Below are 24,488 nucleotides of genomic sequence, written 5' to 3'. Positions count from 1 at the left end.
AAGAGACGCTCCATCCCACCGCCCATGCTCCATTCCCGCCGCTGGAGGCGGCCCCCATGCCTGACCTGCCCACCCTCCTGACCTTCGCGGTCGCCGCGCTGGCGCTGCTGCTGATCCCGGGGCCGAGCGTGCTGTACATCGTGGCGCGGTCCATGCAGCAGGGCCGCCGGGCGGGGCTGGTGTCGGCGCTGGGAGTGCAGACGGGCGGGCTGGTGCATGTCGTGGCCGCCACGGTGGGCGTGTCGGCGCTGGTGCTGTCGTCGGCGCTGCTGTTCAGCGTCCTGAAGTTCGTGGGAGCCGCGTACCTGATCTATCTGGGCGTCCGCACGCTGCTGTCGCGCGAGGAGGTGGCCGATGTGGCCCTGCCGCCCACGCAACCGCTGGCGCGCATCTTCTGGCAGGGCGCGACCGTCAACGCCCTGAACCCCAAGACGGCGATCTTCTTCCTGGCGTTCCTGCCGCAGTTCGTGCACCCGGGACACGGTCCGGTGTGGGGGCAGACCCTGCTGCTGGGGCTGGAATTCCTGGCGCTGGCCACCGTCAGCGACTCCACGTATGCGCTGCTGGCAGGGAGCGTGGGCCGGAAGCTGCGCGGCAACCAGGTCTTCGCCCGGCGGCAGAAGTACGTCACGGGCAGCGTGTACGTGGCACTGGGCGTGGGCACGGCGACGGTCGGGCACAGCTGACGGTCAGTCCAGCATCGGCAGTTCCTGCACACCGGCCAGAACCCCCATGTCGTCCCCGTCGAAGGCCGTGTCGCCCTGCGCTGGAGCGGTGCCCAGGCCCGCGAAGTCGAACAGCGCGCGGTCGAGCAGGTGGCTGGCATCAACGGTCGCCAGCGCCCGCAGCACGGTGTTCAGGCGGCCGGGGTGCTCCCGCTCCCAGGCCTGGAGCATCTGGCCCACGACCTCGCGCTGGAGGTTCGGCTGCGCGCCGCACAGGTCGCAGGGAATGATCGGGAACGCGCGGGCGCGGGCGTACGCGGCGATGTCCGCCTCCGGCACGTACGCCAGCGGCCGGATCACGACGTTCGTGCCGTCGTCACTCTGGAGTTTGGGCGGCATGGCCTTTAGGCGCGCGCCGTGGAAGAGGTTCATCAAGAACGTCTCCAGGATGTCCTCGCGGTGGTGCCCCAGGGCGATCTTCGTGGCCCCGATACGGCGGGCGTGGGCGTACAGCGCGCCCCGGCGCAGGCGGCTGCACAGCGCGCAGGTGGTTCTGCCCGCCGGCACCTTCGCCCTGACCACCGAGTACGTGTCCTGACGGATCACATCGTGCGCCACGCCCAGCGCCGACAGGTAGCGCGGCAGCACCCCGGTGGGAAAGCCCGGCTGGCCCTGGTCGAGGTTCACGGCGGTCACCCGGAAGTCGATGGGCGCGGCGCGCTGGAAGTGCAGCAGCGCGTCCAGCAGCGTGTAGCTGTCCTTGCCGCCCGACACGCAGACCATCACGTGGTCACCCGCTCCGATCATGGCGTAGTCGGTGATCGCCCGCCCCGTCAGGCGGAGGATGGGCCGGAAGAGGGTGTCGGTGGCGGCTGGCGTGGTCATGGAGTCCGGGACATGCTACGGAGTTTGCGCTGCGCCGTGGCCCACACGGCCACACCACGCGGACATACAGACGGCGGCTGACCCGGAGGAGCACCCCCAGGTCAGCCGGGACCGGCAGTGCGGCTCTTACTCTGCCACGGGCATGGGGCCGGCGCGGCGGCGCAGCGGCACCTGCGGAAGGATCAGGGTGGCCAGGAACCCCAGCACGACGGCGATCAGGCCGACCCGGAACACCACACTCACGGCGTCGGTCAGGGCAAGCTTGAAGCCGGTGCCGAACACGTCGATGGCGTGCAGAATGCTGGTTCTGCTGCTCTCGATGGCGGAGACGGCGGCGTCCACGGCCTTCGTCTTGGCCTGGGTGGCCGCGCTGGCCTGCGCGGCGTTCAGGCCGGCGCTAATGCGGGCCAGCACGGCGTCCTGCCCCTGGGTGGTGGTGATCGCCTGCGGCGGAATCTGAGTGAGCTGGGCACGCAGGGCGGCCGGCACCTGGGGGTTGGCGGCCAGGGCCCCGAGTGCGCCGGGCTGGCCGCTGCGGACGGCGGCCGTGATGCCCGCGAGCACGCCGTCGAAGCCGGCCTTCACCTGCGCGTCGATGCCTCCGGCGGCCAGCACGGTTTTCAGCTGTTCGGGAGTGTTCGGGTCGGCCAGCAGGGCCTTCACGCTGGCCGGGTCGTTGTCGCGCAGGGCGCGGGTGATCCGCTGCTCCTGGGTGTCCAGCTTGGCGCTGACCGTGGTCTTGATGGTGGTCACGTTGAAGTTGCTCGCGCCGCTGCCCTCGCCCTGACCGATGGTGCCGAACTGTGCGCGGGCCTCGGCGGGCAGCAGGGCCTGCGCCTGCGCCTGGGCGGTGGTCAGTTCGCTGCTCAGGGTGTTGGCGAACAGCGTGCCCAGGATCGCCACACCCACGACCTGACCCAGGTTGCGGAAGAAGGTGACGGCCGACGTGACCTGCCCGGTCAGGCGCGGGTCTGAGGCGTTCTGGATGGCCAGGGTGTACAGCGGGATGGACGGCCCGAGGCCCAGGCCGATCAGGATCATCTTCCAGGTGACGGACGCCTGGGTGGCGTCCGGGTGCAGGGTCACGCCCATGACCAAGAAGGCGGCCATCAGCAGCACCAGGCTGGCGACCATGATGCCCTTGTACTTGCCAATCCGGGTCACCAGTTGCCCGCTGAGGATGTTGCCGGCTACCAGGCCCAGCACCAGCGGCGTCAGGGTCAGACCGGAATTGGTGGCGCTCAGGCCCACCACGTTCACCATGAACAGCGGCAGGAAGATGATCGGCCCCAGAAACGCCATGCCCAGCAGGAAGGTGGCGACCGTGCCCACCGAGAACACCCGGTTGCGGAACAGGTCCAGGCTCATGAGGGGATCGTGCGCGCGGCGCTCGGTGAGCAGGAACAGCGCCGTGCCCACAGCCGCCACCGCGAACATGGACAGGATCTGCCACGAGCCCCACAGGAACCCGGTCTCCCCGGGCGTCAGGGTGGACTTGCCCAGGGACAGCGCGAGCAGCAGCGGCACCACGGCGACCACCAGCCACAGCGCCCCCAGCAGGTCCAGGCGCGGTTTTTCCTCGGCCCGGCCGTACAGGTGCTTGAGGGCCGGCATGCGCGTGAGGATGAACGCGATGGCGATCAGGCCGATGGGCAGGTTCACGTAGAAGACCCAGTGCCAGCTCAGGTGATCGGTCAGGAAGCCGCCGATCAGCGGCCCGAGCACGCTGGAGATGCCAAAGACCGCGCCGAACAGCCCGGTATAGCGGCCGCGTTCGGCCGGCGCGAACAGGTCGGAGACCACCGCGAAGGCCGTGGTGAACAGCGCGGCGCTGCCGAAGCCCTGGATGGCGCGGAAGGCGATGAGCTGCCCGGTGCCGCCGCCCAGGATGTTCCCCAGGAACGGCTCGCCGGACAGGCCGCACAGCAGCGACCCGATCAGGAACGAGACGATCCCGAACATCAGGATGCGCCGGCGACCATACAGATCGGACAGTTTGCCGTAGATGGGCACCATGACGGTGGACGCCACGAGGTACGAGGTCGTGATCCAGGTGTACAGGCTGGGGTCGATCCGCAGGTCTTTCTGGATCTGCGGCCCGGCGGTCGAGACGATGGTCTGGTCGAGCGCCGCGAGGAGCATACCGAGCAGCGTGCCGATCATGGTGAACAGCTTTTCCTGGCGGGTGAAGGTGGGTCCGGCGTGCGCTTCAGGCGGGGTGTCCGTGGCGGCCGGCGAAACGGGCGTGCTGGATGTGGTCATGGCTGGTCGGCCTCCGGAGCGGGGTGGGGGGTCGGTTCGGTCGGGGCGTCCACCTGGTGGAAGGTGGTGCCCAGTTGCCGCAGAACCTGCGCGAAGGCCAGCACCTGCGCTTCGGGCAGGCCGCTCAGGCCACGCTGCAGCACGGCGTGCATGGTCTGCCGTGTGGCCCTCAGCACGTCTTCCCCGGCGGGCGTGAGGTGCAGCTGCACGCGGCGGGAATCGGCGTCGTCCAGCCGCCGCACGATCAGGCCGCCCTTCACGAGATCGTCGATCACGCGGGACACGGTGCTGGGCGTCATGGTCAGGCGGCCACAGATCAGGCCGGGGTAGTTGGCGCCGGATTCGATGGCGCTCAGGGCAACGAAGTCCTTGAACTCTAGGCCGTGTTCGCGCGCCAGCATCGGCGCCACGTGGCGCTTCATGGCCTGGGTGGCCGCCCACCACGCGGACATCAGTTCGGTCACGGCCGCCTCGGAGGCCGCGGAGGGGGTGTCGGCAGGACGTTGGTCGGCGTCAGGTAGTTCCATTTCGCAACTATCCTAACATCATACTATCCAGGTCTGGCAATAGTTCAGGCACTGAAGGAGCTGACCGGGCTCATGCTTAGGGTGGACGATTCCGTGGCCGGCGGCGCGCACACTTGGAGCGTGGGGTTCCGTGCAACACGCCAGTTTCCCGAGCGTAAGCTCCGCCCGGTCGGCTCACATCCCGGCCCGGTAGAGTGGTCTGGATGAAGTGGCTGACCGGTCTGGGGGCCGCGCTGATGGTCGTGGTGGGCGGCGTGGGCGGCATGTGGTACGCCTGGGGCCGCGACCTGCCCAGCGTGTCGGATCTGGACGTGCTGGAGTTCAGCGGCCAGACCCGCGTATACGACCGCGCCGGCACGCTGGTCGGCACGCTGACGCCCAGCCTGGACTCGTCGGGCGGCGTGAACCGCAACCTGCTGCCGCTCTCGCAGATCGCCGCGCCGCTCCAGAAGGCGGTGGTGACCAGCGAGGACCGGCGCTTCTACGAGCACCACGGCGTGGACTACATCGGGATCGCGCGCGGGCTGCTCAAGGGCCTGCTGAAAAACGACCTGGAGGGCGGCAGCTCGATCACGCAGCAGGTGGTCAAGAACACCCTGCTCTCGGACCTGCACGCGGCCCGCACGCCCGAGCGCAAGTTCAAGGAGGCGGTCCTGGCGTACCAGCTCGACCGCAACTTCGACAAGCAGAAGATCCTGAACGCGTACCTGAACATCGTGTACTGGGGCGACGGCGGGCGCAGCGACATCGTCGGGGCGGGCACGGCCGCGCACGCGTACTTCCGCAAGGACGCCTCGGAGCTGAACCTCGCCGAGAGCGTGTACCTGGCGACCATCATTCCCGCCCCGAACCGCCGCTACAAGGACTTCAAGGCCTACCGCCCGCTGATGAAGGACCTGCTGTCGCGCATGGTCGAGGACGGCCGGGTCACGCAGGCGCAGGCGAACGAGGCGTGGAAGACGCCCATCTATCCGGCCGGGTGGCGCATCGGCTGGAACGAGAACGGCACGGTGCGCTCGGCGGTGCTGGAACGTCCCGGGAGACTGCAGGAGAACATCACGGCCTTCGAGTCGCAGGACGCCCCGAAAGACGCGTACCAGCATTACCTCCAGGCGGTGGAAAAAGAGCTGCTGCCGATCATCGGGCGCAAGGCGCTGTACGGCGGCGGGCGCATCTACACCGGCATGAGCGTGGCCGCGCAGCAGGCCGCCGAGCAGGCCAGCCGCAGCGCCGAACTGCCGGACGGCGCGACCCTGGGCATCGCGCTGGTGAGCCCCGTGAACGGCGAGGTCATGGCGCTGGTGGGGCAGAAACTCACGGGCGGGCGCGCCAGCGACTGGAACAACGCCACCCAGGCGCGCCGGCAGGTCGGCAGTTCCATCAAGCCGCTGCTGTACACGCTGGCGCTCCAGAAGGGCTGGAAGCAGAGCGACACCGTGCTGGACTCGCCCCTGAACGGCGACTACCAGCCGCAGAACTACGACGGGCGCTGGACCGGGCGCTACGTGACCATGCGTTACGCCCTGGACCACTCGCTGAACCTGCCCACCGTGCGGATCGGGCAGGAGATCGGCGTGCCGACCTTCGAGGCGAAGCTGCGCGACCTGGGCCTGACCCCACCGGCCGAGGGCGGCCTGTCGCTCACCATCGGCACGCTGGAGGCCAGCCCGCTCCAGATGGCCGAGGCGTACGCCACCTTCGCCAACGGCGGGCTGTACTACGCCCCGACCATGGTGCGGCGGGCCGAGGACGCGCGCGGCCAGGTGCTGTACTCGCGCCCGGCGCCCACCCCGCACCGCGTGTGGGACGCCCAGACGGCGTTCCTGGGCCTGGACATGCTGCGTGGGGTGGTCAATGACCTGAGCGAGTCACAGGGCGGCCTGGCGACCCGGGCGCAGATCGCCGGATGGCCGGTCGGCGGCAAGACCGGCACCACCAACGACGTGAAGGACCTGTGGTTCGCAGGTGTCACGCCCACCGTCGCGGGCGCGGTGTGGGTCGGAAAGCAGGACGGCGGCGCGCTGCCCGGCTGGGCGTACAGCGGCGAGGTGCCCACGCCGGTGTGGCAGCAGGCGGTGGCGGGCGCCCTCCAGGGCCAGTCGCCCGCCACCTTTCAGGAACCGGGGGGCATCACGTACCGCACCGTGCGGCAGGTGGAGATGGCCTTCCGCACGGCCGAGGCCGACCAGGAACCGGTCGCGCGTGACGGCAGCGGCGCGCAGGGCGGCGGCTTCTTCACGCGCCGCACGCGGCCCCCGGCGCCGGACCCCGCCCCGGCAGTGATCCCGGACCCCGAGCTGGGCCCTGTCCAAGACCCGGCCCCCGCAGCGCAGGACACCCCCGCGGACGTGGCTCCGGCCGCTCCGGACGGCACGACGCCGGACCCCGCGCCCGCCGACACCGGGGCCGATCTGGTGGACAGCGCGCCCCCGGCCGACAGCGTGACGCCCACGCCGGACGCTGCCCCCAGCGATGCCGGCGTGGTGGACGCCGCGCCGCCCGAGGCGGTGCCCGCCGAGCCCGACGCCCTGCCGGCGGACGGCGCCGCCACGCCGGACGGCGGGGCGCCGGACACCACGGGTCCGGGCGCCGTGGTCTCCGGCGATCCGCTGCAAGACCCCCTGCCCCCGGAAGCGGCGCCCGCCCCGGACCAGACGCCGGTGCAGCCGGACAACGAGATTCCGCCCCTGAACTGAGGCCGGGCCGACTGCCCCCGGCGTGCGCCGCGTCCCTGCGGCCGGCACCGGGGGCTTGACGCGTGGCGAGTCAACGTGGACGGCCCGGATCGGGACGGCCAGCCCCGACGGCCGCGCTGTACCCCGTGATGGGTGCCGGCCGCAATCGATTGCATGGGCGGGAGATGCGGGCAAAACGGCACTTTTGCTCAAAAAATGAAGGGGAAGTAAGCAATAGGTAAGACGGCGCTCCTTACCGTGATTTCGATTCTGGCAAGACCGACCCAGGACCGGAAGACCGCCGTCGTCCACAGCAACGCCCCCGAAGGAGACCGTTATGAAACCCCTCACGCCCTTTCTGCTCGCCATCCTCGGGGTCGGGACCGCTCTGGCCCAGGCGGCCACCCCGGTCGTCCTGAACCTCGCGCTGTTCGCCGTGCACACCGTGAAGGCCGACGGCAAGACCACCGAGCAGCTCGTGCCGAGCCCCGGCAACGTGCTGCCGGGCGACGTGCTGAGCCAGATCGTCACTGTGAAGAACACCGGCAGCAAGGCCGTCCTGAACTTCCCGGTCACGCTGCCCGTGCCGAAGAACACGGTGTACCTGGCGCCCGAGTCCGGCCTGGCCTCGCTGCGCACCGAGTACTCGGTCGACGGCGGCAAGACCTTCGCGCCGGCCCCGCTGATGAAGACCGTGACGGTCACCGAGAACGGCAAGAGCGTCTCTAAGCAGGTCGAGGTCAAGCCCAGCGAGTACACGGCCGTGCGCTGGTACGTCACCGAACTCGCCGCGCAGAGCGCCCTGAAGCTCGGCTACCGCATCCAGGTCAAGTAACCCCGGCCCTCCCGCTTCCGGCCGCCGGAAGTCCATCCACCGACCCCCACCGCTCCCGCCCTGGAGGAAGTCATGCAAAAAGCCCCCGCCCTACTCGCCCTGATCGCCGCGCTGGCCGCCGGATCTGCCAGCGCCGCCGGCACGCTGGCCGGCACCACCATCACGAACACCGCCAGCGCCGAGTTCCCGGACCCCAACAACCCCACGGACCCCACCAAGAACATCAGCAGCCCGTCGAACACCGTGTCCACGGTGGTGCTGCCCAAGCCTGCCTTCGACGTCACGTACTCCGACGGCACCACCGACGGCGGCACGCAGAACGCCCTGAACACCACCACGGTGGTCGTCACGGGCGCGGTGCCCGGCCAGAAGGTTCCCACCAACTACTCGCTGGTGAATAACGGCAACGTCGCGCTGAGCATCGCGCTGGCCGCCGACACCAGCGGCAGCGCCGGCGGCGAGGTCGTGAAGTACTACTACGCCAACGCAGACGGCAGCCAGGGCGCCGAGATCACCAGCGGCAGCGTGACCGTGAACCCGCAGCGCGCCGACGACCCGGCCACCACCGGGGTCGACGAGAGCTTCAGCGGGATCATCAAGATCATCCAGGTGGTCACGCTGCCGACCGACCCGGCGCAGATCGACTCCAGCAAGGTGTTCGGCGCGAGCCCGGTGGGCACCGTGACCGGCACGCAGGGCGCCGACCCGCTGGTCACGCCCGGCAACGGCTACGCCAGCGGCACCACCGTGAACGAGGACGGCAAGGCCGCCGCCACGGACCGCCAGTTCGTGCGCGTGACCGTGTACACGCCCTCGCTGGACAACAACCCCAACACCAGCGCCACCAACCCCGTCGACAGCGGCGGCCAGCCCATCACCAACCCGGCGCTGATCCCGCCGGTCACCAGCGTGGACGCGCCCACCGAGACGACCGGCAAGCCGAACGACAACACCCCGGTCGTGGCCGCGCCCGGCTACGTCACGCCCGGCGCGCCCGCGTCGGACCCCACACCCGGCGGCACGCCCATCACGACCAACCTGGCCACCGACGAGCAGATCGCGTACCCCAAGGCCGACACCAACGCCACCCCCGACACGGTCGTGTTCACGAACACCATCAAGAACACCGGCACGGCCACGGACGTCGTGCAGCTGTACCCGGTGCTGGCCGACGGCACCGCGGACCCCGCGTACACCTACGACGACACCACCGGCGTGTTCACCAACAGCACGACCGGCGTGAAGGTCAGCTTCCTGGATCCCGTCACGGGCGCCGTGATCAAGAAGTCCACGGACCCCGCCAACCCGACCGCCGCGCTGTACCCGACCGTGACCGTGCCGAGCGGCAGCACCGGCGTGTACCGCGTGCAGGTGACCTTCCCGGACCCCAGCGACACCGATTTCGTCAGCGCGGTCAGCGTGCTGATCGGCGCGGACTCGCTCAAGGACGCGGACGTCGTGTCGAACTCCGCGACCCGCAACACCATCCTGCCGCCCGCCGCGCAGTTCGGTGACGCCACCACCGCGCAGGGCACCGACACCACGCCGGTCGCCGTGCAGACCGTCGACCCCAGCGGCGCGACCGGCGGCCCGACCAGCCCGGACGGCGGCGTGGGTGGCGACCGCACGGCCGCGTTCCCGATGGACGTCGCGAACACCGGCCAGTACAACGACTCCTACACCCTGAGCGGCAGCGTGACCTTCACGGACGCCGTGAGCGGCGCCCCCACCGTGGTGCCGGTGCTGTACTACGCGCCCGACGGCACCCTGCTGCCGCGCGTCAGCACCGATCCTGCCAGCGCCGACTACAACAAGTTCATCACGCCGGTCATCGCGCCCGGCACCGAGTACAAGCCCGTCGCGGTCGTGCAGACGCCCGCCGGCACCAAGACCGGGGACTACACGGTCAGCCAGACGGCCACCGGCAACTACAGCACCGTCAGCATCACGGACAGCAACGACATCGTGCGCGTGTCGGCCGCCGGCAGCGTGCCGGTCGCGAAGTTCGTTGCGAAGTCCGGCGTGGCCGCCGGCAGCGATCCGATGAAGGGCATCCCGAACCCGGCCGGCTACACCGCCACCGGCGCGAACGGCGCGAAGCCCGGCGACCAGATCAGCTACCGCATCACCGCGAAGAACAACTACAACACCGCCGTGACCAAGTTCTTCCTGCGCGACACGGTGCCGGCCAACACCGAACTGTCCAGCGTGGCCCTGTTCCCCACCGCTACCAAGACCATCTACCGCGTGGGCGGCAACTCCGGCACGTGGTCGGCCACCGCGCCCGCCAACGGTCTGGCCGCCGGCACGGTCATCGACACCGCGCTCGACGTGAACAGCGACCTGATTCCCGATGACCTCGCGCCCGGCGCGACGTTCAGCGTGGACTTCGTCGTCACCGTCAAGTAAGCCTTCCCTGCCCGGCACGCTTCACCGCGCGTGCCGGGCTCCTCAACACCAGAAACGTCTTTTCGGCTCGACCCTTTTGCTCGTGCGGCCTCCCCTGCCTGTGTCCCGGCGCCCACCCTCTGACCCGATGTCCAGGAGCTTCCCGTGAACAGCGTTGCCTCGTCTCTCTTCCGCTCCGCCATGCTCGGCCTGCTCACGCTGGTCAGCGTGGCGGGCGCGGTCGGTACGCCGGCCGGCACCGTCATCCGCAACCAGGCCTCGGCCGTGTTCGGCACCCCGGACCTGCCCGACGCGCAGAACGCCGACTCGAACACCGTGAGCACCACGGTGCAGGCGGTGTGCTCGGTCAGCGTGACCCCGGACGGCACGCCCGCGCAGCCGGCCCGCAGCGCCACGCTGCTGCCCGGCGAACGCGCCGTGTTCCCGTACGCGGTGGTGAACACTGGCAACGCCACGCAGACCCTGCCGGTGCAGGTGACACTGGACGCCAGCAGCACCATCAGCCCCACCGCGCGCGTGTTCCTGGACGCGAACGGCAACGGGCAGCTGGACGCCGCCGAGACCGAGGTGAGCAGCGTGACCCTGGACGCCGACGCGCAGGCGCCGCTGCTGCTGGTCGTGGACACCGGCAACGCCCAGGGCGACGCCTACGTGAACGTGGTGGCGGGCTGCGCAGGCGGCATGCAGGACGCGAACAATGTGAGCCGCGTGCGCGTGGGGCCGCCCCCGGTGCTGGGCGTGACCAAGACCTTCACGCCCGCCGTGGTGCGCCCCGGCCGCGAGACCACCGTGACGCTCACCGTGACCAACAGCGGGCAGGGGGGCAGCCGCTCGGTGCTGCTGACGGACGCGCTGGACGCGCAGGCCGCGCAGGGGCTGACCTTCGTGCCCGGCAGCGCCCAGGCCAGCGCGGGCACCCTGGAGTACACCAGCGACGGCACCACGTGGAGCGCCACCGAGACGCCGCCGGTGCGCGGCGTGCGGGTGGGCGTGCCCAGCCTCGCGCCGGACGACACCGTGACCGTGACCTTCCGCATGCTGGCCGGCGCGGCGGCCGAGAACCACGTGATCCAGAACATCGCCACCGCGGAGAGCGGGGGCGCCACCGTGAGCGCCAGCGCCAGCGCGGACGTGCGCTACTCGCCGGACGTGGCCCTCGGCCCGGTCGGGATGCCACAGGCGCCCGAGGGCAGCGCGGCCGACTCGCAGGGCGTGCCCTTCGCGGTGGCCGGGCAGGCGGTGTGCTTCGACCACACCCTGCTGAACACCGGCGACGTGCGCGACGACTTCACGCTCGCGGTCACGTACCCGCAGGGCGCGGCCACCGCCACGCTGCTCACGGCCGCCGGCACGCCGCTGCCCCAGCCCGTGACGCTCGACCCCGGCCAGAGCACGGTGGTGCGCGTGTGCTACGACGCGCAGCGCGGACCGCTCGACGCCGTGGTCACCGCGAAGGGCACGCGCGGCGAGTCGAACACCACCCACGACACCGTGGCGGCCGTCGAGACCGGCCTGCCGGAACTGACCAAGGCGTACACGGCAACCACCACGGCCGCCGACGGCCAGCGTGTGGCGGTGCCGGCCGGGAACACTGTCGCGGTCGGGGATCACGTCACGTACACCCTGACGGTGCGCAACCCCTACACGCACCCCCTCTCGGACGCCGTGGTGAGCGACCCGGTGCCGGCACACGTGGACGTGGTATCCGCGTCGGCGGGCGGCGTGACCAGCGGCCAGCCCGGCGCGCAGACCGTCACGTGGACGCTGGGCACGCTCGCCCCTGGCGAGACCCGCACGCTGGAGATCGCCACGACCGTCAGCGCCCGTGCGGTGGACGGCGAGGCGCTGCGCAACACCTTCACCCTGACCACGCGCGAAGTGGCCCGGCCGCTGCCCAGCAACGAGGTCAGCACGCCGGTGTGGAGCGCGCAGCTGCAGATCACGAAGACCGTCAGCGCCAAGGAGGCCACCTTCGGGGATCTCCTGACGTACACCCTGACCATCACCAACACCTCCGCCACGACCGCCATCGTGGACGCCGACGTGACCGATACGCCGGCCCGTGGCCTGGCGTACGTGCCGGGCAGCAGCGTCCTGAACGGGCAGCCCGTGGGCGACCCGGCGATCACGAACGGCGCGCTGCACTGGACGCTGGCGTCGCTGCCCGCCGGGCAGGCCGTGACCCTCGCGTACCAGACGCGCGTGACGCCTGAGGCGGCCGGCGACCTGGTGAACTCCGTGGTGGTCAGCGGGACCGGGGCGGGCGGCGTGGCCCGCGCGGTCGCCAGCAACCGCGCCACGGCCGTGATCAAGCTCCGCGCGCTGCTGTTCGCGCCTGTGGCGGACATCGTGGGCGTGGTCTACGTGGACCGCAACCGCGACGGCCGCTTCGATCCGGGCCTCGACACGCCGGTGCCGCGCGCCCGCGTGCTGCTCGCCGGGGGCCGCCAGGCCCTGACCGACGACCACGGCCGCTACTCGTTCCCGAATGTGCCCCAGGGCGCTCAGGCGCTGCGCCTGGACCCCGGCACCACGCCGTACCCGCCGCTGCGCCTCCCGCAGGACGGCGGCCTGAGCGGCACCCGCAGCGTGCAGCTCCGCGGCCTGACCAGCGTGGACTTCCCGCTCGCCCCGCTGGGCGGAGACATCGACGTGCTGCGCAGCACGACGCTGCTGATCGGGGACGTCACGCTGGACAAGACCGTCGCCATGGTCCCGGACGGCTACGTGGTGACGCTGCGCGTGAGCACGCCCCGGACGCTGGAGGACGTGCAGCTGACGGACGCGCTGCCGGACGGCGCCACTTTGAAAGACGGACGCAATACCTACATCGGTACCCTCCAATCGGGTGAATTCACGCTCACCTACCGCTTCTCGTGGGCGGGCGAGCCCCGGGCCGCCACCACGGATCCGGTGCTGAGCTGGAGGTACTAACGTGAAGCCGAACGCCAACCGACTCGTCCTTGCCCTGACGGCCCTGCTGATGGCGGGCGCCGCAGCCGGCGCCGCCGCGCCGGATCAGGACACCAGTCTGCCCCTGACCTCGGTCGGTGACCGCCTGATGTGGACGGTCGGCGACCAGAACCTCACGCTGGACGTGCCCACGACCGGCCGCGTGCGCCTGGAACTGTACTCGCCGCGTGTGGATCAGGGCGACTACCGCAGCGACACCTACTACGGCGACGAGCAGTACGACGGGAACCGCAGCGCCGTGACCACCACCTTCACCCTGCTGCGCCCCGACGGCAGCGTGCTGCTGGCGCGCACCTTCACGCCCGGCGCGCACGGCTGGGAGACCCTGGTCGACCAGGACCTGCCGGCCGGGTCGTACCGGGTCGTGGCCGCCACGCAGGGCAACGGCAAGAACACCTTCGCGGTGCGGCTGGCCGGCGTGAGCGCCATGATCAGCACGGACCGCCTGCGCGTGAATGTCCATTCGCGCGCGTGGGTGCCGGCCGTGAAGGTCACCACCGACGGCCAGCCGCACGTGCTGCGCATGTACGACGGCGACGGCCCCACCGAACTCGAGGCGCAGCTGCGAGACGCCGATGGCAACGTGAGTCCCCTGACGGTCAGCGCGGACCTCGCGTTCAGCGACATCACGCTGCCCGCCGCCGCGGGGACCTACACCGTGGAGCTGCGCCAGCCGGCCGCGGCGCGGCAGTTCAGCAACACCGTGGGCTTCAGCCTGACGCGCGCCGGCAGCGCGACGCCCATCGTGGTGAGCCGCGTGGACCACACCGGCACGCTGCGCGTGACGGCCGAGCTGCTGCTGCCAGGCGGCGCGCAGCCCACCACCGCCGACGTCACGGTGGGTGACACGCCCGTGACGGTGAACGGCACCGCCGAGCGCACGGTCGAGGCCGGCACGTACACCGTGGTGCCGGTACCGGTGCCCGGCGCCGAGGTCGCGGTGGACACCAGCCGCGTGACGGTGCTCCAGGGCAGCGGCGCCGGCGCGCGCGTGCAGATCCGCCCGCAGGTCAAACTCAGCCTGCAGGCCGACAAGACCGAGGTCTGCGTGGGCGACACCGTCACGCTGACCGCCCGTGCCAGCACGGATTTCGGCGGCGAGCTGCCCATGCGCCTCAGCGTGGACGCGCCGGGCCTGGAGATCACGGGCACGCGGACGCTGGACGGCACCCTGAGCGCCCTGCGCCCGGGCGAGCTGCGCGTGACCGGCACCGCCACCACCCCCGGACCGCTGAACGTGACCGCCCGCCTGGCCCCGTGGGAGCAGGAGCAGACGCTGGCGCTGGACGTGCAGCCGGACGTGACGAGCCTGCAGCTCAGCCGCGACGCGATAGGAGACGCCGCGCCGGGCAGCGAGCTGACGGTGGGCCTGCGCGTCACGAACACCGCCGCCCGCCCGGTGCTGTACGACCTGACCGACACCGCCGACGGGAACCTGACGCAGCTGGACAGCCCCCACTTCACGGGCCGGCTGGCCCCCGGCGAGACCCGCGTCCTGAGCTACCGCGCCCGCGTGGGCATGAGCGGGCCGGTGCAGCTGCGCGCGCAGCTGAGCACGCCGGACTGCGCCGCCACCCAGACCTCGGCCGCGACCGTGACCGTGCAGCGGCCTGCCCCGACCCCCACCCCGGTGGCCGCGGCGGCGCCGGCGCAGCGCCGAGTGAGCCGGGTGCTGCTGCCCTACGACGCGCCGGTGCAGGCGACCGAAGTGGTGATCGCGCACACCGTGCCGGACGGCGCCACCTACGTGCCCGGCAGCTCCCGCTCGGGCGACACGGCGCTGCCGGACCCGCTGCGCGGCCCGGGCGGCACGCTGTACTGGGCGCTGCCCGGTACCGGCGCCCGCAGCGGCACGGCCATGCGCGGCACCGTCACGTACTCGCTGGCGCATACGGGCGCGCTGGGCGCGTTGCCACGGCCCGCGCTGCTCGCCCGCTACACCGGTGACCGCAGCGAGGTGCTGGAGGGCCGGATCGACGCGGCAGACCTGGCGGCCGCCCGGCCGCTGAGCACGCCGGCCCCCACGCAGAACGCGGGCCGGATCGCCCTGCCGCTGGACGGCAGCCTGATCCGCGTGCGCGACCGCATCAGCGTGACGGTGCAGGTGCCGGCCGGGCAGGACGCCGCCCTGAGCGTGAACGGCCAGGCCGTCAAGGACGACCAGATCGGCGAGATCACCACCGCCGCCGACGGCGCGCGGCGCGTCACGTACGTGGGCGTGCTCCTCGCGCCGGGGCGCAACACCCTGAGCTCCGGCCCCGACACCGTCCACGTGCAGCTGGTGGGCGCCACCGCACGCACCGAGGTCACGCCCGTCCGCCTGGTCGCGGACGGCAGCAGCCCGCTGCGCGTGAAGATCCGTACCCTGGACGCCCAGGGCAACCTGACGGACCAGCCCAGCGTGACCGTCAACAGCTCGCTCGAACCGCTCGCGGCCGACGCGGAACCCGGCACGTCCGGCTACCAGGTGCGGCTGGACGGCGGCGAGGGCGAACTCGTGCTGCAGCCGCAGGCGACGCCCACCACCCTGCACCTCGCCGTGCAGCAGGGCACCGACGTGCGCCGCTACACCTTCGAGGTCACGCCGGACCAGAGCCGCGTGGGCGTCGGGATGGTCAGCGCCACGCTGGGCCTGGACGGCAACCTGGGCCTCGACGACCTGCGTGTGCAGGCGCGCGCGTCCCTGGAAACCCCACTCGCCGGCGGCAAGCTGTACCTCTCGGCCGACACCGACGGCCTGCCCACGGACCGCGACACCCTCAAGCGTTACGCCGCGTACGGCGACAGCTCGGTGCAGAGCGTGCCGCTGCAGGGCATCGACCCGGTCGCGCTGACCTACGACCACCCGGACTTCCGCGTCGCGTACCGCCGCACGGCGCTGCCGGTGGACGTGCTGCACGTCGGCGAGGAGCTCACGGCCCTGACCGCGTCCAGCAAGGGCGACGTGCAGGTCTCGGGCTTCGCCGCGCTGGTGCCCGAGGACCGCGTGAGCGCCCAGAAGCTGATTCCGGAAGGCACCCGGCTGCTGCGCCTGGGCCGGGGCGACATCGCGGGCGGCAGCGACACCCTGGAGATCGTGACGCTGGAACGCGGCACCGGCAAGGAGCTGCGCCGCGTCCGGCTGACCCGCAACGCGGACTACCTGCTCGACCTGAAGACCGGCATCATCACGCTGGCACGCGCGCTCGACGCGGTGGACGCAGACCTGAACGACGTGGTGGTGCTCGCCAGCTACCGCCTGAGCGATCCCCTGGCGCAGCGCGGCGCCGCCTTCGGCGCGCAGGTCAAGGTCCGGGGCGAGCACGCCAGCGTGGGCGTGGCGGTCGTGAGCCTGGACGACACCGTCACGACCGGCGCGCGCGCCACCTACGACGACGGCACCGTGCGTGCCGACGGCCTGGTCGCGTACTCCGGCGGCCTCCAGGCCAGCCTGGACGCGGGCGCCGCCGTGGGGGCCAACGCGACCGTCGCGGCCCGCGTGCGGTATCAGGACAGCACCTACGCGGGCCTGTCGCCCATGACGCCGGGCCTGAGCGCGGGCGTGGACGCGGCGGCCAAACTCACGCCGGCGCTGGGAATCAGCGCGCAGGCCGAGTACCACGACAGCGGCAGCGGCGCCGCGCGCGCCCAGGGCGGCAGCGTGACCGCCCGCGCCGACTACCAGCTCGCGCCCTTCACGGTCGGGGCGGGCCTGCGCGCCGGACTGGGCGACACCGCCGGCGTGGGCGCGGTGATCGGCTTCGGGTACCACCGCGCGCCCGTGGACGTGGACGTCACGCACGTGCAGCCGCTGGGCGACGCGGGCGGCACCCTCGATCCCACCACGACCTTCAACGTCCGCTACGCCCTGAGCGACACCCTGAGCGTGGGCCTGCACGACGAGCTGAACTGGAAGACCGGCCAGCGCGCCGCCCTGACGCTGGACAGCCGCGTGGGCGCCACCACCTACCAGCTCGCCTACGACCTGCCGGGCAGCGGTGGGCAGGGCAACCGCGCGCGCTTCGGCGTGACCACCGCCCTGCCCCTGAGTGACCGCGTGAACGTGGGCCTGCGCGCCAGCGCCCTGTACGACGTGGTCAGCAACCGCACCGAACTCGGGGCCGGCGCCGACGTGAACTACAAGACCGACCGCGTGAGCGCCACGCTGGGCGCCGACGTGACGTCCCGCGCCGAGGGCTTCGGCGTGGTGCTGCGCTCGGGCGTGAGCGGGCAGCTCAGCGACCAGCTGACCCTCACCGCCGACGGCCTGGCCGAGTTCGGCGCCGGGAAGAGCGGTGTGCGCGCCGCCGTGGGCTACGCGTACCGCGGCCGCACCGTGACCTCGCTGGGCACCGCGCGCTACGTGACCGGCACCCTCGCGGGCGGCGCCCCGGAATTCAGCACGAACCTCGCCGCCGAATACCGCCAGCCCACCTACGCCGTGCGCGCTGGCGTTGACACCCGCACGCTGCTCAGCGACCCGGACTCCTTCACGGCGCAGCTCGGCCTGGGCGGCACGTACTACTTCGGGGACCGCTTCGGCGTGGGCGCGTGGGGCCGCATGATCACGCAGCCCGGCAGTGGCAGCACCCAGTACGGCTACGGCGTGGAGGGCAGCGTGCGGGTGCTACCCGGCACGTGGCTCACCGCCGGCTACAACCCGGTCGGCTTCGAGGGCCTGGGCACCACCTACACCAAGCAGGGCGCGTATCTGCGCCTCGACCTGACCATCGACGAGACCCTGGGGGACCAGCCGTGAAGCGCACTTTCCTGAGCCACCTGTACCGCCACCCGGCGCTGCTCCTGGCGGCGCTGCTCAGCCCGTCCGCCGCGGCCCTCACGTGTCCTGCTCCCGGCAAGGACGGCGTGGGCACCGGCATCACGGGCGTGGTGAACACCTACTATCCCGGCGCGGCCAGCGCGGCGGCGGGCGCCACCACCCTGAGCCTGGGCACGTCGGCCGGCGCCAGCACCTCCATCACCCCGGGCGACCTGCTGCTCGTGATCCAGATGCAGGACGCCACGCTGAACACCACCAACAACAACACCTACGGCACGGTCAGCGCCGTGGGCGCCGGCAAGTACGAGTACGTCGTGGCGACCTCCTCGAGCAGCGGTGGCGGCAGCGTCAGCATCAAGGGCGACGGCACCGGCGGCGGCCTGATCAACACTTACACCGACAGCGCGTACACGACCACCAGCGGAGCCAAGCGCTTCCAGGTGATCCGCGTGCCGCAGTACAGCAGCGCCACCCTGGGCTCCGCGCTGAGCGCGCCCGCGTGGAACGGCACGACTGGCGGCGTGGTTGCCATCGACGTGGCCGGCTCGCTGGGCCTGAACTCGGGCTCCATCACCGTGAGCGGCCTGGGCTTCCGGGGCGGCGGCGGCCGGGCACTGGGCGGGGCCACCGGCGGCAGCAATGCGGATTACCGCAGTCCGGCGACCAACGCCTACCACGCCCAGAAGGGTGGAGGCATTGCCGGGACGCCGCGGTACGTGAATCAGCCCACGATGGACGCGACCGGCACGGAAACGGGCGGAACGCTGCTGGACACCGGCGTGGAGGGCTACCCGAACGGCAGCTCGGCCCAGGGCGCGCCGGGCAACGCGGGCGGGGGCGGCAACGACGGCAACCCCGCCGCGAACGACCAGAACAGCGGCGGCGGCGGCGGGGCGGGCGCCGGGGCCGGCGGCAAGGGCGGGCGCACGTGGAGCGGCCAGCTGGACATCGGCGGGCGCGGCGGGGCGGGGGTCACACCGACCGCCACGGCGCTGGTCATGGGCGGTGGCGGCGGGGCCGGCACCACCAACAACTCCACCGGCACGCCCGGCGCCGGTCTCGCCAGCAGCGGCGCGGCCGGCGGCGGTCTGGTGCTGGTGCGCGCGGGAAGCGTCAGCGGCACGGGCAGCATCTCCGCCAACGGCAACAACGCCAACAACTCCGTCCTGAACGACGGTTCCGGGGGCGGTGGCGGCGGCGGCAGCGTGCTGGTCACGTCCAGCTCCGCCCTGCCCTCGACGCTGTCCATCTACGCCAACGGCGGAAGCGGCGGCACGAACACCGGGGGCGGCTCGCCCCACGGTCCGGGCGGCGGCGGCGGCGGCGGCGCGATCGTGCTGTCCGGCACCGGCCCGGCCACCCTGCAGCGCAACGGTGGGGCCGCCGGCACCACGGCGGCGGGCGGCACGGACGGCGCGACCTTCGGCGCCGTCGCCGGGTCGGTCGGCGCGCTGATCACCACTGCCACACCTGCAGCCATTCCCGGCGCGACCGGCACCAGCACGTGCTTCCCGGCGCTGACGGTCACGAAGACCACCAGCACGCCCACCCGCGTGCAGAGCGTCGACACCACCGCCACGTACACCGTGACGGTCAGCAACAGCGGCGGCGGCGCGGCCGGCGTGGCCGTCACTGACGTCCTGCCCAGCCCGCTGGCATACGCGGGCGCGGCCGTCACCCCGACCTACAGCGGCGGCGCGAGTGGGCCGGCCAGCGTGACGGGCAGCGGCACGACCACGGCGGTCTTCGGCACAGCGGGCGGCAGCAGCACCACCAGCTTCTTCATTCCGAACGGGGGCAGCGTGGCGCTGACCTTCCCCGTGAACCTGAACTCGGCCACGCCCGGCACGTACCAGAACCCCGCGACGGTCGCCTTCAGCGATCCCACGCGCACCGGCACCCAGACGGTCTCGCCGGGCGGCACCTACACCGCCGGCGGCACGGCCGGGGGCAGCAACTACGCGTCCGGCAGCAGCACGGCCGAGGACGTGACGGTCACGCCCGCCGCCGACCTGGCCGTGACGAAGACCGACGGGGTAACGAGCGTGAACGCCGGCGGCAGCACCACCTACACCGTCCGTGTGACGAACACCGGCCCCAGCAGCGTCAGCGGTGCCGTCCTGACCGATCCGGCCGCGACTGGTCTCTCCAAGACCGCTGTTGCGTGCTCCGGGACGCCCGGCCAGTGCACCACCGGGACCACGCCCAGCATCGCCCAGCTCCAGGCCGGTTATGCCCTGCCCACGCTCGCCAGCGGCCAGTTCTACGAATTGACCGTGACAGCCTCCGTCACCGCGACCAGCGGATCGGTCGCCAACACCGCGACGGTCGCTGCGCCCAGCGGCACCACCGACCCGAGCACCGGCAACAACTCCGCCACCGACACCGATACCGTCACGCCGGCGACCATCAGCGTCCAGAAGGCGCTCGCCAGCGCAGGCGGTGGGCGCGTGAGCGGCACGGATCAGTTCACCGTGACCGCCGGTTCCGCCAGCGTGACCACGACCGGCACCGGCAGCAGCGTGACCAGCGCGGCCGCCACCCTGAACCCGGCGACCGTCGGCACGGCGTACACCGTGTCCGAGACGGCGGCGGGCAGCACGTCGCTCGCCAACTACACCACCACCTACGCGTGCACGAACACCCTCTCGGGCGGCCAGACGCCCAGCGGCAGCGGCACCAGCTTCACGGTGACGCCCGCTCCCGGCGACGCGCTGAGCTGCACCTTCACCAACACCCGCAAGAGCGCGACGCTGGCCCTGCGCAAGACCTGGGCGGCGAACAGCCTGTCGGGCAACGCCATGACGGTCACGACCACCGGGGCGATCAACAACGCCAGCGTGACCTCCACCGCCACGGCCGCGGGCAACACCACCACCGGCACGGCCGTGACCGTGTACGTGGGCGAGGCCATCACGCTGCCCGCCGAGACATTCACGACCGGCAACGCGGCGAACTACACCGCAGCCGTGGCGTGCACCGGCACCTCCGGTCTGAGCGGCAGCACCCTGACGGTCGGCGCCGCCGACACCACCGTCGTCTGCACGTACACCAACACCCGCAAGAGCGCGACGCTGACGCTGCGCAAGACCTGGGCGGCGAACAGCCTGTCGGGCAACAGCGTGACGCTCTCCAGCAGCGGCCTGACGAACAACGCCAGCACCCCGGTCTCGACCGTGGCGGGCTCCGCCACCCAGACCGACACCGGCACGGCCGTGACCGTGTACGCCGGCGACTCCGGCACCCTGAGCGAGACCTTCACGACCGGCACGGCGGGCAACTACACCACCGGCATCGCGTGCACCGGCACGTCCGGGCTGAGCGGCAGCACCCTGACGGTCGGCGGGGCGGACACCGCCATCGTCTGCACGTTCACGAACACCCTCAAGCCGGACCTGACGATCACCAAGACGCACACCGGCACGTGGTCGCAGGGCGACACCGGCAAGACCTACACCCTGAGCGTCTCGAACGTCGGCGGCGCCGCCAGCAGCGGCACGGTCACGGTCACGGACACGCTGCCGAGCGGCCTGAGCGCCACCGCGATCAGCGGCACCGGCTGGACCTGCACCCTGGGCACCCTGACCTGCACCCGCAGCGACGCGCTCGCCGTGGGCAGCAGCTACCCGGCCATCACGGTGACCGTGACCGTCAGCAGCACGGCGGCCAGCACCGTCACGAACACGGCCACGGTGAGCGGCGGCGGCCAGAACAACACGGCCAACGATACGGCCAGCGACCCCACCGCCATCACGCCTGTCGCGGACCTCGCGGTGACCAAGACCGACGGCGTTTCCAGCGTGAACGCCGGCGGCAGCACCACGTACACCATCCGCGTCACGAACAACGGGGCCAACAGCGTCACCGGCGCCGTCCTGACCGATCCCGCCGCCACCGGCCTGTCCAAGACCGCCGTCGCGTGCTCCGGGACGCCCGGTCAGTGCACCACCGGCACCACGCCCAGCATTGCCCAACTCCAGGCCGGCTACGCCCTGCCGGCGCTCGCCAGCGGCGAGTTCTACGAGCTGACCGTCACGGCGACCGTCACCGCCGCCAGCGGCAGCGTGGCGAACACCGCCACCGTCGCCACCCCCAGCGGCACCACCGACCCCACCTCCGGCAACAACAGCGCGACCGACACCGATACCGTCAGCCCGGTCGCCGACCTGAGCCTCACGAAGACGGACGGCGTGACCAGCGTGACGCCGGGCAGCACGACCACCTACACCATCACCCTGACAAACAACGGCCCCAGCAGCGCGAACAACACGGTGCTCACCGATCCTGCGGCAACTGGCCTGACCAAGACCAGCGTGAGCTGCGCCGCGGCCGGCGGCGCCGCGTGCCCGCTCGTCACGGTCCTCACGCTCGAGACGACCGGCGTGACCATCGCCACGCTGCCGGCAGGCGGGTCGATCACGCTGACCGTGGTCGCCAACGTCACCGCCAACAGCGGCAGCGTCACGAACAGCGTGACCGCCACCCTGCCCAACGGCACCACCGACCCCACGCCCACCGGCACGGTGTCCGACACCGACACCGTCAACCTCGTCGCCGACCTGGCCGTCACCAAGACCGACGGCGTTTCCAGCGTGAACGCGGGCGGCAGCACCACGTACACCATCCGCGTGACGAACACCGGCCCCAGCAGCGTCACCGGCGCCGTCCTGACCGATCCCGCCGCCACCGGCCTGTCCAAGACGGCCGTCGCGTGCTCCGGTACCCCCGGCCAGTGCACCACCGGGACCACGCCCAGCATCGCCCAGCTCCAGGCCGGTTATGCCCTGCCCACGCTCGCCAGCGGCCAGTTCTACGAATTGACCGTGACAGCCTCCGTCACCGCGACCAGCGGATCGGTCGCCAACACCGCGACGGTCGCTGCGCCCAGCGGCACCACCGACCCGAGCACCGGCAACAACTCGGCCACCGACACCGATACCGTCACGCCGGTCGCCGATCTGAGCATCACCAAGACGGACGGCGTCAGCACCTTCCGCGTGGGCAGCGTCCTGACATACACGGTCGTGGTCAGCAACGCCGGGCCGTCCACCGCGACCGGCGCCACCGTGAGCGATCCCCTGCCCAGCGGGATTGCCGCGGCGAACATGACCTACTCCGCCAGCGCCAGCAGCGGCGCGACCACCACCGTGACCGGCACCAAGACCGGGGCCCTGAGCGACACCGTGACCCTCGCCCCCGGCGCCACCGTGACGTACACGGTCACGATCATGGTGCCCAGCGGGTACGCCTCCGGCAGCCTGACCAACACGGCCACGGTCACGGCGCCCTCCGGCATCACCGACCCGAACTCGGCCAACAACACCGCAAGCGACACCGACACCCGCGAGCCCCCGGTCGCCAACAACGACGCGGCCGGCACCAACCCGCTCGTGCCCGTGACCTTCAGCGTCACGAACAACGACACCGGCCCGGTCGATCCCTCCACCGTCGACCTCGACCCCTCCACGGCGGGCACGCAGACCACCTTCACGGACACTGGCAAGGGCACGTACACCGTGGACTCCAGCGGCAACGTGACGTTCACGCCCGCGGCCGGGTTCACCAGCGGCACGAGCAGCATTCCGTACACCGTGAAGGACTACCTGGGGGTCAGCAGCAACGTCGCCACCATCAGTGTCACCGTGCCGGCGGGCGCCGACCTGAGCGTGAGCAAGAGTGGCCCCGCGTACGCCGCCCCCGGCGACACCCTGGCCTACACCATCACGGTCACGAACACCACAGCCATCCCGGCCACCGCCTCCACCGTGACCGACACGCTCGCCAGCACCCTGACCTTCGTGAGCGCCAGCAACGGCGGCACCTACGACAGCAGCACCCGCACCGTGACGTGGAACCTGACGGCGCTGGCCGCCAACGCGCAGCAGGTGCTGACCCTGAACGCCACCGCCCCCAGCGCCGCGCAGGTGCGCAGCGGCGCCACCAGCGTGCAGAACACCGCGACCATCACGCTGCCGGGCGATCCCAACAGCGCGAACAACACCTCCGCGCCCGTGACCACCCGCATGATCCTGAACGAGATCACCAAGAGCGTGCGCAACGTCACGGCCGACAACCGGGAGAACGGCGGCACGGCCCGCTTCGGCACGACCGGCGGCGGGAAACCCGGCGAGGTGCTGGAGTACTGCCTGGCCGCGCGCAACCTGGGCGGCGTGGACCTGGGTACGGCGCTCAGCGGCTACACCGTGCGCGACGCCCTGCCGGCCAACGTGCAGGCCCTGACCACCGCCTACGACACGGCGTCGGGCAGCAGCGGCTCCGGCATCCGGGTGGTGCGCGGCAGCACCACGGCGTACTTCACGAGCGCCTCGGACGGCGACGCGGGCACCCTGAGCAGCTCGGGCGGCACCTCCGGCAGCGGCAGCCTGACTGTGAACCTGGGCATCGTCACCGCCGGGGAAACCGTCACCACCTGCTTCCAGGCCACCATCCGCTAAAGCCCCGTGACGCAGAGCGGGCCGCCCAACCTGGGCGGCCCGC

10 protein-coding genes are annotated in these 24,488 nt (G+C 71.8%); 7 read left to right on the top strand and 3 right to left on the bottom strand.

Features of this window, described 5'->3' with window-relative positions; genetic code table 11:
* The first annotated feature begins 56 nt into the window (after window positions 1–56).
* A complete protein-coding gene (locus HNQ07_RS15440) occupies window positions 57–686 on the top strand; it encodes a LysE family translocator (RefSeq protein WP_184113408.1) in 630 nt (209 codons plus the stop codon).
* Window positions 687–689: 3 nt separating this feature from the next.
* Here the strand turns inward: HNQ07_RS15440 and ttcA are convergent, their stop codons facing one another.
* The 3 genes from ttcA to HNQ07_RS15425 all read right to left on the bottom strand — a co-directional run bounded on the left by ttcA (window position 690) and on the right by HNQ07_RS15425 (window position 4,339).
* On the bottom strand, window positions 690–1,550 hold the full coding sequence (gene ttcA / locus HNQ07_RS15435; RefSeq protein WP_184113406.1) for a tRNA 2-thiocytidine(32) synthetase TtcA: 861 nt from the start codon (window positions 1,548–1,550) through the stop codon (window positions 690–692).
* A 126-nt stretch (window positions 1,551–1,676) separates the two neighbouring features.
* Window positions 1,677–3,812: an MDR family MFS transporter gene (locus tag HNQ07_RS15430; protein WP_184113404.1), complete on the bottom strand. Its 2,136-nt coding sequence runs from the start codon at window positions 3,810–3,812 to the stop codon at window positions 1,677–1,679.
* Complete coding sequence (locus HNQ07_RS15425; protein ID WP_184113402.1) at window positions 3,809–4,339, bottom strand: MarR family winged helix-turn-helix transcriptional regulator; 531 nt, start codon at window positions 4,337–4,339, stop codon at window positions 3,809–3,811. The genes HNQ07_RS15430 and HNQ07_RS15425 overlap by 4 nt, the downstream gene beginning before the upstream one ends.
* Window positions 4,340–4,542: 203 nt before the next feature.
* Between HNQ07_RS15425 and HNQ07_RS15420 the strand changes: the two genes are divergently transcribed.
* The 6 genes from HNQ07_RS15420 to HNQ07_RS15395 all read left to right on the top strand — a co-directional run bounded on the left by HNQ07_RS15420 (window position 4,543) and on the right by HNQ07_RS15395 (window position 24,445).
* Window positions 4,543–7,035: a transglycosylase domain-containing protein gene (locus HNQ07_RS15420; protein ID WP_184113400.1), complete on the top strand. Its 2,493-nt coding sequence runs from the start codon at window positions 4,543–4,545 to the stop codon at window positions 7,033–7,035.
* 316 nt (window positions 7,036–7,351) lie between these two features.
* On the top strand, window positions 7,352–7,849 hold the full coding sequence (locus tag HNQ07_RS15415) for a hypothetical protein (protein WP_184113398.1): 498 nt from the start codon (window positions 7,352–7,354) through the stop codon (window positions 7,847–7,849).
* Between the two features lie 72 nt (window positions 7,850–7,921).
* On the top strand, window positions 7,922–10,258 hold the full coding sequence (locus HNQ07_RS15410; protein ID WP_221275111.1) for a hypothetical protein: 2,337 nt from the start codon (window positions 7,922–7,924) through the stop codon (window positions 10,256–10,258).
* 144 nt (window positions 10,259–10,402) lie between these two features.
* Window positions 10,403–13,192 (top strand): DUF11 domain-containing protein, encoded by a 2,790-nt coding sequence (locus tag HNQ07_RS15405; RefSeq protein ID WP_308430882.1) that lies wholly within the window; start codon window positions 10,403–10,405, stop codon window positions 13,190–13,192.
* Window position 13,193: 1 nt separating this feature from the next.
* Window positions 13,194–17,969, top strand: coding sequence for a DUF11 domain-containing protein (locus HNQ07_RS15400; protein WP_229832064.1), 4,776 nt, complete (start codon window positions 13,194–13,196; stop codon window positions 17,967–17,969).
* On the top strand, window positions 17,966–24,445 hold the full coding sequence (locus HNQ07_RS15395) for an Ig-like domain-containing protein (RefSeq protein WP_184113396.1): 6,480 nt from the start codon (window positions 17,966–17,968) through the stop codon (window positions 24,443–24,445). The genes HNQ07_RS15400 and HNQ07_RS15395 overlap by 4 nt, the downstream gene beginning before the upstream one ends.
* Window positions 24,446–24,488 lie beyond the last annotated feature (43 nt).

Origin of the sequence: Deinococcus metalli, assembly GCF_014201805.1 — a bacterium.
Taxonomy (GTDB): domain Bacteria; phylum Deinococcota; class Deinococci; order Deinococcales; family Deinococcaceae; genus Deinococcus; species Deinococcus metalli.
Note: the sequence above shows the minus strand (reverse complement) of the source record. Positions and strands in the feature narration are given on the sequence as shown.

Coding starts and splice junctions, on each gene's coding strand:
- HNQ07_RS15440 (WP_184113408.1), top strand. CDS start 57: ATGCCTGACCTGCCCACCCTCCTGACCTTCGCGGTCGCCGCGCTGGCG.
- ttcA (WP_184113406.1), bottom strand. CDS start 1,550: ATGACCACGCCAGCCGCCACCGACACCCTCTTCCGGCCCATCCTCCGC.
- HNQ07_RS15430 (WP_184113404.1), bottom strand. CDS start 3,812: ATGACCACATCCAGCACGCCCGTTTCGCCGGCCGCCACGGACACCCCG.
- HNQ07_RS15425 (WP_184113402.1), bottom strand. CDS start 4,339: ATGGAACTACCTGACGCCGACCAACGTCCTGCCGACACCCCCTCCGCG.
- HNQ07_RS15420 (WP_184113400.1), top strand. CDS start 4,543: ATGAAGTGGCTGACCGGTCTGGGGGCCGCGCTGATGGTCGTGGTGGGC.
- HNQ07_RS15415 (WP_184113398.1), top strand. CDS start 7,352: ATGAAACCCCTCACGCCCTTTCTGCTCGCCATCCTCGGGGTCGGGACC.
- HNQ07_RS15410 (WP_221275111.1), top strand. CDS start 7,922: ATGCAAAAAGCCCCCGCCCTACTCGCCCTGATCGCCGCGCTGGCCGCC.